General features: G+C 60.8%; 12 protein-coding genes. 10 read left to right on the top strand and 2 right to left on the bottom strand.

The features are described from left to right. Nucleotide 1: 1 nt before the first annotated feature. The 9 genes from ACFQND_RS25795 (at nucleotide 2) to ACFQND_RS25755 (ending at nucleotide 10,044) form a co-directional block, all read left to right on the top strand. Nucleotides 2-598 (top strand): GTP-binding protein, encoded by a 597-nt coding sequence (locus ACFQND_RS25795; RefSeq protein WP_371435149.1) that lies wholly within the window; start codon nucleotides 2-4, stop codon nucleotides 596-598. Nucleotides 599-627: 29 nt separating this feature from the next. After that, nucleotides 628-1,236, top strand: a complete 609-nt coding sequence (locus ACFQND_RS25790; RefSeq protein ID WP_371435148.1) for a hypothetical protein — start codon at nucleotides 628-630, stop codon at nucleotides 1,234-1,236. A 117-nt stretch (nucleotides 1,237-1,353) separates the two neighbouring features. Further along, nucleotides 1,354-2,121: a spermidine synthase gene (locus tag ACFQND_RS25785; protein ID WP_371435147.1), complete on the top strand. Its 768-nt coding sequence runs from the start codon at nucleotides 1,354-1,356 to the stop codon at nucleotides 2,119-2,121. 50 nt (nucleotides 2,122-2,171) lie between these two features. Then, the gene (locus tag ACFQND_RS25780; protein WP_371435146.1) at nucleotides 2,172-3,983 is read left to right on the top strand and encodes a GspE/PulE family protein; all 1,812 of its coding nucleotides are present in this window, start codon (nucleotides 2,172-2,174) and stop codon (nucleotides 3,981-3,983) included. A gap of 290 nt (nucleotides 3,984-4,273) precedes the next feature. Next, nucleotides 4,274-4,762, top strand: a complete 489-nt coding sequence (locus tag ACFQND_RS25775; RefSeq protein ID WP_371435145.1) for a tripartite tricarboxylate transporter TctB family protein — start codon at nucleotides 4,274-4,276, stop codon at nucleotides 4,760-4,762. 9 nt (nucleotides 4,763-4,771) lie between these two features. After that, nucleotides 4,772-6,283, top strand: coding sequence for a tripartite tricarboxylate transporter permease (locus ACFQND_RS25770; RefSeq protein ID WP_371435144.1), 1,512 nt, complete (start codon nucleotides 4,772-4,774; stop codon nucleotides 6,281-6,283). Between the two features lie 145 nt (nucleotides 6,284-6,428). Continuing rightward, on the top strand, nucleotides 6,429-7,424 hold the full coding sequence (locus tag ACFQND_RS25765; RefSeq protein ID WP_371435143.1) for a Bug family tripartite tricarboxylate transporter substrate binding protein: 996 nt from the start codon (nucleotides 6,429-6,431) through the stop codon (nucleotides 7,422-7,424). A gap of 34 nt (nucleotides 7,425-7,458) precedes the next feature. Continuing rightward, nucleotides 7,459-9,075, top strand: a complete 1,617-nt coding sequence (gene ggt, locus ACFQND_RS25760) for a gamma-glutamyltransferase (protein WP_371435142.1) — start codon at nucleotides 7,459-7,461, stop codon at nucleotides 9,073-9,075. 51 nt (nucleotides 9,076-9,126) lie between these two features. Continuing rightward, entirely contained in the window at nucleotides 9,127-10,044 is a 918-nt protein-coding gene (locus ACFQND_RS25755) for a DMT family transporter (protein ID WP_371435232.1), read from the top strand. Between the two features lie 279 nt (nucleotides 10,045-10,323). Here ACFQND_RS25755 and ACFQND_RS25750 read toward each other — a convergent pair whose 3' ends face one another. Together ACFQND_RS25750 and ACFQND_RS25745 are read right to left on the bottom strand one after the other, a co-directional pair. Next, entirely contained in the window at nucleotides 10,324-11,367 is a 1,044-nt protein-coding gene (locus tag ACFQND_RS25750) for a M48 family metalloprotease (protein ID WP_371435141.1), read from the bottom strand. 11 nt (nucleotides 11,368-11,378) lie between these two features. Next, nucleotides 11,379-11,987 (bottom strand): SH3 domain-containing protein, encoded by a 609-nt coding sequence (locus ACFQND_RS25745; RefSeq protein ID WP_371435140.1) that lies wholly within the window; start codon nucleotides 11,985-11,987, stop codon nucleotides 11,379-11,381. Nucleotides 11,988-12,029: 42 nt separating this feature from the next. On the opposite strand from ACFQND_RS25745, the gene ACFQND_RS25740 reads away from it, so the two are divergent. After that, nucleotides 12,030-12,824: an SDR family oxidoreductase gene (locus ACFQND_RS25740; protein WP_371435139.1), complete on the top strand. Its 795-nt coding sequence runs from the start codon at nucleotides 12,030-12,032 to the stop codon at nucleotides 12,822-12,824. Nucleotides 12,825-12,842 lie beyond the last annotated feature (18 nt).

Here is a 12,842-nt window from a genome sequence, read left to right as displayed (position 1 = left end):
CATGCATACGCAATACAAGATTGTTTTTGCCGGCCCGGTAGGTGCAGGCAAGACCACGGCGATCCAGTCCCTGTCGGATATAGAGGTCGTGAGCACTGAGGCCAGGGCGTCGGATGTAGTTCGTCAACTCAAGTCCACCACCACCGTCGCCATGGATTACGGGCTCATGAAGCTGGACAACGGCGACCAGGTGCGCCTGTACGGCGCGCCGGGGCAAAAGCGCTTTGACTTCATGTGGGACATACTCACGCAGCATGCGCTCGGTCTGGTGGTACTTGTAAGCGCGGCGGGCGCCGAGCCGGTGGGTGACTTGCGCCAGTACCTGGATGCTTTCCGGGCATTGATAGACCGCACGGCCGTCGTGGTGGGGGTGACCCACACGGACAAGGGCGATCCGGCGGTGCGCCAGTTGCTGATAGAGGAGATGCATCGCCAGCGCATTCCGCCCTGCGTCATGGATGCCGATGCCCGAAGCCGGCCGGATGTGGCCATGCTGGTGAAGTGCCTGCTGTTCAGTATTGACCCGTTTGCCGGTGCCTTATTGGAGCCTGATGCGCCATTGACGATCAATCCGGCGTGGGCGGGCCAGGGCCTGTGACACGGCGCGCGGCAGAACCGCAGTGGCTGATGCTGACGCCGGCAGGCGCATTGCAGGCCTTCGCCCAGGCCCGGCCCGATGAGCCCGCGCGTGCGCTTCAGGCGCTGCTGGGCGGCAAGCGGGCGCTGGCCAGTGAGGCCTGGCTGATCGAAGGTTCCGGCCGGCAGGACTTATTGGCCCAGGCGCAGGAGCAAGGCTGGATTGAATGTCTGCCTCGCTGCATTGAGGGGCCGGATGTGCGGCTTGATGATTTTGTCCAGCATGTGATTGCGTCTCTTTCTGGCGAACGGTGTGCCGTGCTTGCCTCGGAGACCGGCTTTTGCCTGGGACGGTCCGGCATGGCCCAGAATGAGGCCGAGGTCTTGAGCGCGGCTGCCGCCGATTTTTCCGGTTTTGCGCAGCGCCAGTTGCGGCGCGGCTGGGCCGGTGCCGGGCGTTATGTCGCTTTTCATTCGGACCCGGAAATGCTGCTGCCCGAGGTGTCGTTTGTGCCCTTTTGGGTGGACGGTGTTGGCTACTGGCTGATCCTGCGCGGTGAGCCCCTGCTGAACAACCCGGCGCTGGTCGAGTTGTTCTGGGGTATCCGGGACGCCGGGAGCCGGTTTTCGCCGGCAGGGCCGACTGGAGTGACAATCTGAACTGTTTGGGCGCTGGTCCCTGGCTCTGAGGGGCCGGGCGATCCCGCCTTTTTGTGTCTCGCTGGCCGCGTATATCTGTCCAGGCGGCGTCAGGACACGCACCAACAGGTCAATGGAATGTCGAGAAAAGAAACGCCGCGAACGATGCCGGATTTGCCGGAAGTCAATTTTTCCGATAGTGGCGATGTGCGTTACCTGCATCTGGGAACGGAATGGGTGCAAGGGTCGATGTTGATAGACGAGCCCTATGACATCGAACTGGAGTACGTGCAGCGCATGATGGCCGGGCTGCTGTTCATGGCGCCAGCGGATGTGTACAGAAAGCACGCCATGCAACTCGGTCTGGGTTCGGCGGCTCTCACCAAGTTTTGCTACAAGAAACTGCGCATGAAAACAACGGCGGTCGAGATCAATCCGCAGGTCGTCACGGCCTGCCGGGTCTGGTTCAAGCTGCCGCGCGACGATTTGCGCCTGCATGTGATCGAGGCCGATGCTTCTGTAGAAATACAGAAACCGCAGCATCACGGCACGGTCGATCTGCTGCATGTTGACTTGTATGACCATGAAGCGGCGGCGCCTGTGCTGGACAGTGCTGACTTTTACGCCCAGTGCCATGAGTTGTTGACCGAAGACGGCGTGATGACGGTCAATCTTTTTGGCCGGGATTCGAGCTACCAGCAGTCGCTTGAAAAAATCGCGGAGGCTTTTGGTCCGCAGGCAGTTTGGGCCTTCAGGCCCACGCGGGAAGGCAACACCGTGGTGCTGGCCCAGCGTGAACCCACGCGTCCGGACCGGGCGGACCTGTTGTTGCGGGCCGGCGAAATCGAGTCGCGTGCAGGTTTACCCGCCAAAAAATGGCTGCGGCTGTTCAAACCTGTGGTCTGAGAAGCCTGTTCCAAGCGTTAAACATGCTGTGGATACGTTAAAGTGAAGCAATGAGTGCAGTGATGCCCCCCAATCCCCCCGCTTCAGCGCGCAAACCGGTAGCCAAAGTGCCGCACATCGGCCCGCTGGACTGGCGCAAGCTGGTTGAATGGTTGAGCGAGGACGGCGTCATCAGCGCAGCCGAAGCCCAGCGCACCATTGCACGCTGCTCGCAGGTGCAAAGTGCCCAGCCGCCTCTTGTCAGGCTGGCCAGCGTCAGCATGGCGCGGGTGTCGGACGGCAAGCCGCTCGATATTGAAACCATGGCCCAATGGCTGGCTGGCCGCGCCGGGCTGAACTACCTGCGCATAGACCCGCTCAAGGTTGAGGTAGGCAAGGTGGCCGACACCATGTCCGCCATTTACGCGGAGCGGCACAAGGTGCTGCCGGTGCAGGTCACCAGCACTGAGGTCGTGGTGGCCACGTCCGAGCCCTTCATCACCGACTGGGTCTCCGAGGTAGAGCGCCAGGCCAGGCGCAGCGTGCGCCTGGTGGTGGCAAACCCGCTGGAGATCACCAAATACACAGCCGAGTTTTTTGCGCTGGCCAAGTCCGTCAAGGCCGCACTCAAGGCAGGCGGCAATTCAGGGACCGCCAGTTTTGAGCAACTGGTAGAACTCAACAAAACCAACAAGCAGCTCGACGCCAACGACCAGGGTGTGGTGCAGGTTGTGGACTGGTTGTGGCAATACGCCTTCGACCAGCGCGCCAGCGACATCCACCTGGAGCCGCGGCGCGAGCAGGGCGTGATACGGTTTCGCATTGACGGCGTGCTGCACCTGGTTTACCAACTACCTATGGGTGTGCACAACGCCATGACGGCACGCATCAAGCTGCTGGGTCGCATGGATGTGGTTGAAAAACGCCGTCCGCAGGATGGGCGCATCAAGACCCGCAATCCGCGCGGCGATGAAATTGAAATGCGGCTGTCAACCCTGCCCACCGCCTTTGGCGAAAAAATGGTGATGCGGATTTTTGACCCGGACACCACGGTCAAGGACCTGGATGGGCTGGGGTTCTCCGAACACGACGCGACGCGCTGGGAGCAACTGGTCAAACGGCCTTACGGGATCATCCTGGTGACCGGGCCGACCGGCTCCGGCAAGACCACCACGCTGTATTCAACGCTCAAGCGCCTTGCGACCGAGGAGGTCAACGTCAGCACGGTGGAAGACCCGATCGAGATGATTGAGCCCTCGTTCAACCAGACTCAGGTACAGCCGCATCTTGATTTTGATTTCCCGGAAGGCTTGCGCGCTTTGATGCGGCAGGACCCGGACATCATCATGGTTGGCGAGATCCGCGATCTGCAAACCGCCGAGATGGCGGTGCAGGCGGCGCTGACGGGCCACCTGGTGTTCAGCACCCTGCACACCAACGATGCGCCGTCCGCGGTATCGCGCCTGATGGAGCTGGGCGTGCCGCCTTACCTGATCAATGCCACGCTGCTCGGCGTTCTGGCGCAGCGGCTGGTGCGCACCCTGTGCAGCAATTGCCGCGAAAAAGACGATAGCGCCTCGCGGGAAGCCCTGGCAGAACTCGTCAAACCCTGGCAAATCAGCGGAGGTTACCGTCCTTACAAACCGGTCGGGTGTGTGGACTGCCGCCTGACCGGCTTCAGGGGCCGTATGGGCCTGTACGAGTTGCTGACGGTGACTGAAGCCTTCAAGGAAAAGGTTTCCAAAGAGCCGAACATCGATGCGCTGCGCCGCCAGTCAGTTGTGGAGGGCATGCGCCCCCTGCGGCTGGCGGGCGCCCTCAAGGTAGCCGAAGGGCTGACAACAATTGAAGAAATCCTGGCGGCCACGCCGTCGATGTCGTAAACAGGCTCCTGGCCTGGCAATTTCACAAATCTTTTTTTGCACTGCTCTGGTGCAAAGCGCTTCCGCAATTTGCCTGCAGTGCTTTTTTGGGCTTCGTATCCCTATAAACCCTGAGTTTTACCTGACCGGATCCTGACCTTTGTGGGCCATATGTGTGCATATGACTGAAGGCCCGGTGTTTAAAGCGTTTCACAGGGGAAATGAGGGGCTCTATAGGTGAAAGCCACATGCTGAATCGGCATGAATGAATGCACAATCGCGAAGTTCAATTTTTCTACTGGAGACAAGCCGTGAATATCAAGAGTCAAAAAGACTTTTTTTCAGGCCTCATGTTTATGGGCGTCGGTGTGGCGTTCGCATGGGGCGCTACGACCTACAACGTCGGCGAGGGTGCCCGCATGGGTCCTGGCTATTTCCCGCTCATGCTGGGTATTTTGATGGCCATCCTCGGTGCCGGCATCACTTTCAAGGCCCTTGTGGTTGAAACGGAAGGCGGCGACAAGATCGGCAAGTGGGCATGGAAGCCACTGGTCTACATCATTCTGGCCAATCTTGTGTTTGGCGTTTTGCTGGGTGGCTTGCCCAGCATCAAATTGCCCGCCATGGGCATGATCGTCGCCATTTATGCCTTGACCTTTATTTCCAGCATGGCCGAGCCGGGCTGGAAAGTCAAAAACACCTTCATCCTGGCCACAGTGCTGGCCGTCGGCAGCTACGTTGCCTTTGTCATATTGCTCAAGCTGCAGTTTCCCGTCTGGCCAGCCTTCATTACAGGCTAAGGAAAAAAAATGGAATTGATTCAACATCTCTCGCTGGGTTTTGGCGTTGCGTTCACGCCCATCAACCTGGTCTACGCATTTGTCGGCTGCCTGCTGGGTACGCTGATCGGGGTTTTGCCTGGCATTGGCCCTGTGGCCACCATTGCCATGCTGCTGCCTGCCACCTATGCGCTGCCGCCCGTGTCGGCACTGATCATGCTGGCCGGTATTTATTACGGCGCACAGTACGGCGGTTCGACCACCGCAATTCTGGTCAACCTGCCTGGTGAGTCCTCATCGGTGGTGACCTGTATTGACGGCTACCAGATGGCGCGCAAAGGGCGGGCAGGGCCTGCACTGGCCGCTGCCGGCCTGGGGTCGTTCTTTGCCGGTTGCGTGGGCACGCTGATTCTGGCGGCTTTTGCGCCACCTTTGACCGAGCTGGCTTTCAAGTTCGGCCCTGCTGAATATTTCGCCCTGATGGTGCTGGGCCTGATCGGCGCTGTGGTGCTGGCTTCTGGTTCGCTGCTCAAGGCAATTGCCATGATCGTGCTGGGCCTGTTACTGGGCCTGGTCGGCACCGACGTGAACTCGGGTGTCGCACGCTTCAGCTTTGACATTCCTGAACTGACTGACGGCATTGGCTTCGTGGTGATCGCCATGGGTGTGTTCGGTTACGGTGAAATCATCAGCAATCTGGCCCAGCCAGAACATGAGCGCGAGGTCTTCACGGCCAAGGTGACGGGCCTGATGCCCACCAAGGAAGACTTCAAGAACATGGCACCGGCCGTGCTGCGCGGTACTTTCCTCGGTTCTGCACTCGGTATCCTGCCTGGCGGCGGTGCCTTGCTGGCTGCTTTTGCCGCTTACGCGCTTGAGAAGAAAATCAAGATGAAACCGGGCGAAGTTCCATTCGGCCAGGGCAATATCCGCGGTGTTGCATCGCCTGAGTCGGCCAACAATGCCGGCGCACAGACTTCCTTCATTCCCTTGCTGACCTTGGGTATTCCACCCAATGCTGTGATGGCGCTGATGGTCGGTGCCATGACGATTCACAACATCCAGCCTGGTCCCCAGGTGATGACCAGCAACCCTGAACTGTTCTGGGGCCTGATTGCATCCATGTGGATTGGCAATGCGATGCTGATTATCCTGAACCTGCCGCTCATCGGCATGTGGATCAAGCTGCTGACCGTGCCTTACCGCTACCTGTTCCCGTCTATCGTGCTGTTCTGTGCGATCGGTGTGTACTCCACAAACAACAACACTTTTGACATCTGGACCGTGGGTGGCTTCGGCATCATCGGTTACCTGTTTGTCAAGCTGGGTTGCGAGCCGGCGCCTTTGCTGCTTGGGTTTATCCTGGGCCCCATGATGGAAGAAAACCTGCGCCGTGCCCTGCTGCTGTCGCGTGGTGACTGGAGCGTGTTTGTGACCCGCCCACTGTCCGCAGGTTTGCTGGCGGCGGCCCTGTTGTTGCTGGTCATTGTTCTTCTGCCATCGGTCAAGAACAAACGGGAAGAGGCCTTCGTCGAAGACTAAGGCCCGTGCAGGCAAGGAGCGGGTCTCCTGCTGCAAACCTCCTGAAAAGGCACCTCCGGGTGCCTTTTTTCTTTGTTGTTCTCCGCCAGCGCCCCGGCTAGTTCCGCTCTTTCCCGTGCCTCGGGAATCGTTGCACAATGGCCTTATGAAACGTAGACATATTATTTTCTCCACCCTGGCATCTGTTGCCGTCTGTGCCGCAGGTCCAGCCTTTTCCCAAACTGCTTCGGCGGTTTCAGCGTCGGGCTACCCATCCAGGCCGATCCGCATGATCGTGCCCTTTCCGGCCGGGGGCGCCACCGACATCCTGGCGCGGGCACTGTCGCAAAAGCTGGGTGAGAAAATCGGGCAGCCTGTCATCGTCGACAACCGACCCGGTGCCGGCGGCACGATAGGGGCCGATGCTGCGTCCAAGGCAGCTGCGGATGGCTACACGCTGCTGCTGGCCACGTCCAGCACACACAGCATAGGCCCGGCCATCAACCCGAAGATTCCCTACAACGCGGAAACCGACTTCACGCCGATTGCCTATGTTGCCAGCTCGCCGAATATCGTGCTGGTGCCCAATTCATCGCCAGCCAAAACGATGCGGCAATTCATTGACTACGCCAGGAAAAATCCCGGGCGACTGAACTACGCGTCCAGCGGCAACGGCACCATCGTGCATTTGACGAGCGAGTACTTCAAGGCCCAGTCCGACACCTACATTCTTCACATACCCTACCGCGGCACTGCGCTGGCCATGCCGGACCTGATCAGCGGCAAACTGGATGTGCTGTTTGACTCGTTTGTGACCGGCATGCCGCACGTCAAGGATGGCAAGCTGCGCGCGCTGGCGGTGACCAGCCTCAAACGCACGGCATTGGCGCCCGACTTGCCGGCGGTGGCCGAGACCTTGCCGGGTTTCGAGTCCGTTACCTGGTTTGGCGTATACGGCCCCAAGGGCCTGCCTGCCGACCTGGCCGGCAAGGTCAACCAGGCGGTGAACTCGGCACTCGCCGACAGCGATGTGAAAGAGCGGTTTGCGCGCCTGGGCGCAGAGCCTACCGGCGGCACACCGCAGGCGTTTGCAGCGATGGTGAAAAGCGATACGAACAAATGGAAAAAAATCATTTCAGAGCGGAAGATTTCTGCAGAGTAATGGCACTTTCCCGGTAATTTTTTGACAGGTTCCCATGAGTCTCAATTTCAACTTCAACAACCCCTACACCTCCACCCGCCTGCCGCTGTTTGCGCGCAATGTTGTGTCCACCTCGCATCCGCTGGGCGCGCAGGCCGGCCTGCGCATGCTGCTCAAGGGCGGTAACGCGGTAGACGCGGCGATTGCAGCCGCTGCCGCCATGACCATCGTGGAGCCCGTCAGCAACGGCCTTGGCAGCGATGCGTTCTGCATTTTGTGGGATGGTAAAGAGCTGCACGGCCTGAATGCCTCCGGCCGTGCACCGCAGAGCTGGACGCCCGAGTACTTCAGGCGCAAATACGGTGACGGCGCCAGCACACTGCCCAAGCGCGGCATGGATGCTGTAACCGTGCCGGGCGCTGTTGGCGGCTGGGTTGCCTTAAGCGAACGCTTTGGAAAATTGCCGTTTGCCGACCTGATGGAACCGGCCATTGAAATTGCCGAGCGTGGTTATCTGTTGCCGCCTGTGGTCCAGCAGAAATGGGCCGCCGCGACCAATGAGCTGAAATCCCTGCCGGGCTTTGCGCAGTCCTTCCTGCCCTGGGGTCGGGCACCGAATGTCGGCGAGCTGTTCCAGTTCAAGGCAGCCGCCAAAGCCCTGCGCGCGATTGCGCAGAGCAAGGGTGCTGCTTATTACAGCGGTGAGATCGCCCATGCCATCGAGAAATTCTCTGCACAGAACGGCGGCAGCATCACGGCCAAAGACTTTGAGAATTACACGCCGGAATGGGTCAAGCCCATTGCCAAGGATTACCGTGGTTACACCCTGCATGAAATCCCGCCCAACGGGCAGGGCATTTCGGCGCTGATCGCACTCGGCATCCTGGACAAGTTTGACGTGGCAGGCCTGCCAGTTGACAGCGTGGATTCGCAGCACCTGCAGATCGAGGCCATGAAGCTGGCATTTGCCGATACCTACAAATACGTTGCCGAGCCATCGTTTATGGAGGTGACAGCCGAGCAAATGCTCGATGACGCCTACCTCGCTTCCCGTGCCAAACTCATAGACATGAAAAAGGCACAGGACTTTGGCGCGGGCAACCCGGTCAAGGGCGGCACCATTTACCTCACCGCGGCCGATGAAAACGGCATGATGGTGAGTTTTATCCAGAGCAATTACATGGGCTTTGGGTCGGGTTGTGTCGAGCCTGAATTCGGCATCAGCCTGCAGAACCGCGGATACGGCTTCAGCCTGCAGCCGGGCGCCAACCAGGTCGCACCGGGCAAACGGCCTTTCCACACCATCATTCCAGCCTTTCTGAGCAAGGACGGCCAGCCGGTGATGAGTTATGGCGTGATGGGCGCCAACATGCAGCCGCAGGGTCACATGCAGACGCTGGTGCGCATGCTCGACTACGGCCAGGGCCCGCAGCTTGCCTGCGATGCGCCGCGCTGGCGCTACAACGCCGGTTTTGAAATCAACGTTGAGGCTTCGATGGACAAGGCGGTTGTGCAGGGCCTGGCCGACCGCGGACACCGCATGGAAGTCATCAACGATTCTTACCAGGACTTCGGTGCAGGCCAGTTCATCTGGCGCGCCGGCAACCCCAAGGTTGAAGGTTACGTTGCCGCCAGCGATGCGCGGCGCGATGGCCAGGCCGTGGGCTTCTAAAAAACACCAACTGGAACCCGTTTGAGCACTGTTTCTGAATCAAATAAGCCTCTGGCCCCCGTAAATAGTGCGCAACCAGCTACGAAAAGCATAGCGTCCGGCCTGCTGCTGGCAACCGTGGGCGCGATAGCGTTCAGCGGCAAGGCGATCATCGTCAAGCTGGCGTACCGCCACGGCGTGGATGCGGTCACGCTCATCATGTACCGCATGCTGTTTGCGCTGCCCATTTTTGCCTTGATGGCCTGGTGGGCAGGACGAGGCAAGGCAGCCCTCACGCGCAAGGATTGGCAGGGTGTGCTTTTGCTGGGCTTTACGGGCTACTACCTGTCCAGCTTCCTGGACTTTGCCGGGCTGGCCTACATCAGCGCCTCGCTTGAGCGGTTGATCCTGTACCTCAACCCGACCATCGTCATGTTGCTAGGGCTGGTGCTTTACAAGCGGCGGGTGTCGGCACGGCAGATGACGGGCATGGCCATTAGCTATTGCGGCGTGGTGCTGGTGTTCGGCCAGGAAATTACTTTGCAGGGGGCACACACGGCCCTGGGCGCCTTGCTGGTTTTCCTCAGTGCCATTTGTTATGCGGTGTACCTTGTGTACAGCGGCGAGATGGTCAAGCGGCTTGGTTCGCTGCGCCTTGTCGGGCTTGCGACGATGGTGGCTTGCCTGTGCTGCCTGCTGCAGTTTGTGCTGCTCCGGCCCCTGAGTGCTGCCGTGGTGGCGCCAGAGGTGATCTGGCTCTCGGTGCTGAACGCAACGCTGTGCACCGCAGCCCCCGTGCTGATGGTGATGATGGCGATTGAGCGCATAGGCGCCAGCCTTGCCGCACAGACCGGCATGGTGGGACCCTTGTCCACCATCCTGATGGGCGTGGTGCTCCTGGGTGAGCCCTTCACGGCCTGGGTGGCAGCCGGTACCGCGCTGGTGATTGCAGGGATCTTTGTGTTTAGCCGGGCGTCTGTTAGTAAATAGGCCCCCACGCTTTTCACTTCGTGTAATGCGCTGCCCCCCGAGGGGGCCGTCGCTTGCTCGGGGCGGCCCTTCGCGGCGCGATAGCCCCCACGGTCGCTCACTGCGTGTAGCTCTCTGCCCCCCCGAGGGAGCTAATTTTCCTTGGGGCGGCCCGGCGGAAAATTGGAGTCCAAGCTTTTCACTTTCTGCATCCGTTCGTCCTGAGCCTGTCGAAGGATGCCCCCGAGGGGGTGGCTCTTCGCTTGCACGTATTGCGTGCAGTTGCTGGCCTTGAAGGCCTTAATTTTTCTTTTTGGCGGGTGGGGCCTTTTGTGTAGGCGCCTGTGCTGCGGATCTGCGGTTTACGGCGGCAAGACTGCTCATCCGTTGCGCCACCGTGATGGCCGGCTGGCCGGCATATTCGTCGAGCCGGTTGCCCATGGCCAGCTCAAGCTGGTTCAGCCGCAGTTGTGCCGGCGGATGTGTGCTCAGTGACAGGGCAAACAGCGCATCGTCAGGGGCGGCCGTGCGCAACTGCTGCAGCACGGCCACCAGGCCGTAGGGATCAAACCCCGCGCGTGTGGCCAGTGCCACGCCGGTGCGGTCGGCATCCAGCTCATCGTCCTGGTCCAGCCCTTTGGTGTAGATATTGCGCCCCAGGGTCAGCAACTGGGACGAGACCATGCCGCCAATGTCGTTCTTGAGTTGCGAGCTGATGACCTGGGTCAGCAGGCCGGTGCGCGCCGCCTTGTTCATGGCGATCAGGTGGTGCCTGGCCGTGACATGGGTGATCTCGTGCGCCAGGATGCCGGCCAGCTCGGACTCGTCCGCCACACGGTCCAGCAGGCCCCTGGTTACAAACACATAACCACCGGGCGCTGCAAAGGCGTTGTAGCCCGGATCGTCGAGCACGGCAAAAGTCCAGGGCAGGTCAGGGCGGGATGACTGCAGGCTGATCCATCGGCCCAACTGGTTGACGTAACGCTGCATGGCCATGTCGGGGTACAGCGGCTTGCTGCCCAGCAGCATGGCGGCAAGCTGGCGCCCGATCTGGATCTCTTTGGGTTCGTCAATCTGCTCCAGCGATTGCGACAGCAACTGGACCAGGTCTTGTGCGCCGGGACGGGCGGCCTGCGCGCCAGCGGCGCCGGGTACCAGGCCGTTTAGCAGGCCCCCGGCCAGTCCGGCAGGTGTCGTCGGTTGCGGTGCGGCGGGCGCCGGCTGGCCGCCGCGAAGCAGGTTCTGGAACAGGTTCAGGGCATTGGCCGCATCATTGTTTTGCGCGGCCACCGGGGCCAGGCAGGCCAGCAGGGCCAGGGTCGTGCAAATCTGTGGAAAAGTCATGCCGTGCACTCCTAGCCGCCGCTCTGGAACTGGTTGCTGCCGCCATCGGCCGGGCCGCTTGGGGCGCGCGCTGGTGCGACGGGAACAGGCAGCGGGCTGACGGTTCTGCTGGACAGCGGGGCGCTGTCCGCAAACTGGCGCGCCTGTGTTGCGTCAACCCTTACGGTATCGAGCTGTGCGACGGCCGCCACATTGGGCTGTGCATTGGCGATGTCCTCGGCACCCAGGCCGCGGATACCCACGGTGGAAGTCGGCAATGCACTGGCGTTGGCCTGCGTGCTGCCCTTGTTGAAGAAGCTGGTGATGCTGCGCAATGCCCCGGTGCCGGCGTTGCTGCCCTGTGCGCTGCTGGCAGAAGTGATGTCAAACATGTGCACCCAGCCCTGGGTGCCGTCGGCCATGCGGACCTTGATCCACGGCCCCTGCCGTTCTCCAAGCCGCGTTACGGCAGTTTGTACCGGCAGTGGCGCCACGCTGCGCGAGGACTCACCCGGTGCGTCCCGCAACTGGGCCGGGCGCTTGATCAGCACGGCCTCGTTTTGTGCAAAGGCCGCGCTGCAAAAAACCACCAGCGCGCAGATACCCAGCCCCGCCTGAAGGTTCGATTTACTCAGTATCATGGCCCGCTCCCCCCTACTTATCGGTGTAACCAAGGAATTATTATGGATTTGGGTATTGCAGGCAAATGGGCGCTGGTATGTGGCGCCAGCAAAGGTCTGGGCTTCGGTTGCGCCCAGGCCCTGGTGCGCGAAGGCGTGAATGTACTCATCGTGGCGCGTGGTGCCGAAGCGCTGGAGGCTGCTGCTGCAAAATTGATAGCTGATGGCGCGCGTCCTGCGGCCGCCAGCGTGCAATTTGTTGCCGCAGATATCACCACGCCAGCAGGCCGCGCCGCGGTATTCGCCGTGCGCAAGGACTTTGACATCGTGGTGACCAATGCGGGCGGCCCGCCGCCGGGTGATTTCCGCGACTGGGACCGGGACGCATGGATCAAGGCGGTGGATGCCAACATGCTGACCCCCATAGAGCTGATCAAGGCCACGGTGGACGGCATGGCCGCGCGCGGCTTTGGCCGAATCATCAACATCACCTCCAGCGCGGTCAAGGCGCCTATCGATATCCTGGGTTTGTCCAACGGCGCACGCAGCGGCCTGACCGGGTTTGTCGCAGGCGTGTCGCGCAGCAAACTTGCCGGCCAGGGCGTGACCATCAACAACCTGTTGCCGGGCTCCTTTGAGACTGATCGGCTGAAGGTCACCATGAGCGGTGCCGCCCAGAAAAGCGGACAGGCGCTGGATGTGGTGATGGACGCGCGCCGCAAAACCATTCCCGCCCGGCGCTTCGGCACATCCGAGGAGTTCGGTGCAATTTGCGCTTTCCTGTGCAGCACGCATGCCTCCTACATGACGGGGCAGAACGTGCTGGCCGATGGCGGTGCCTATTCGGGCACTTTCTAGTTCGGGTACTTTCAGGGC

The sequence above is a fragment of the Polaromonas aquatica genome (assembly GCF_042659145.1).
Classification (GTDB): domain Bacteria; phylum Pseudomonadota; class Gammaproteobacteria; order Burkholderiales; family Burkholderiaceae_C; genus Polaromonas; species Polaromonas aquatica.
Note: the sequence above shows the minus strand (reverse complement) of the source record. Positions and strands in the feature narration are given on the sequence as shown.

Excerpts from the sequence above, each read along its gene's own strand:
- ACFQND_RS25795 (WP_371435149.1), top strand. The coding sequence starts at position 2 with ATGCATACGCAATACAAGATTGTTTTTGCCGGCCCGGTAGGTGCAGGC.
- ACFQND_RS25790 (WP_371435148.1), top strand. The coding sequence starts at position 628 with ATGCTGACGCCGGCAGGCGCATTGCAGGCCTTCGCCCAGGCCCGGCCC.
- ACFQND_RS25785 (WP_371435147.1), top strand. The coding sequence starts at position 1,354 with ATGTCGAGAAAAGAAACGCCGCGAACGATGCCGGATTTGCCGGAAGTC.
- ACFQND_RS25780 (WP_371435146.1), top strand. The coding sequence starts at position 2,172 with ATGAGTGCAGTGATGCCCCCCAATCCCCCCGCTTCAGCGCGCAAACCG.
- ACFQND_RS25770 (WP_371435144.1), top strand. The coding sequence starts at position 4,772 with ATGGAATTGATTCAACATCTCTCGCTGGGTTTTGGCGTTGCGTTCACG.
- ACFQND_RS25765 (WP_371435143.1), top strand. The coding sequence starts at position 6,429 with ATGAAACGTAGACATATTATTTTCTCCACCCTGGCATCTGTTGCCGTC.
- ggt (WP_371435142.1), top strand. The coding sequence starts at position 7,459 with ATGAGTCTCAATTTCAACTTCAACAACCCCTACACCTCCACCCGCCTG.
- ACFQND_RS25750 (WP_371435141.1), bottom strand. The coding sequence starts at position 11,367 with ATGACTTTTCCACAGATTTGCACGACCCTGGCCCTGCTGGCCTGCCTG.
- ACFQND_RS25745 (WP_371435140.1), bottom strand. The coding sequence starts at position 11,987 with ATGATACTGAGTAAATCGAACCTTCAGGCGGGGCTGGGTATCTGCGCG.
- ACFQND_RS25740 (WP_371435139.1), top strand. The coding sequence starts at position 12,030 with ATGGATTTGGGTATTGCAGGCAAATGGGCGCTGGTATGTGGCGCCAGC.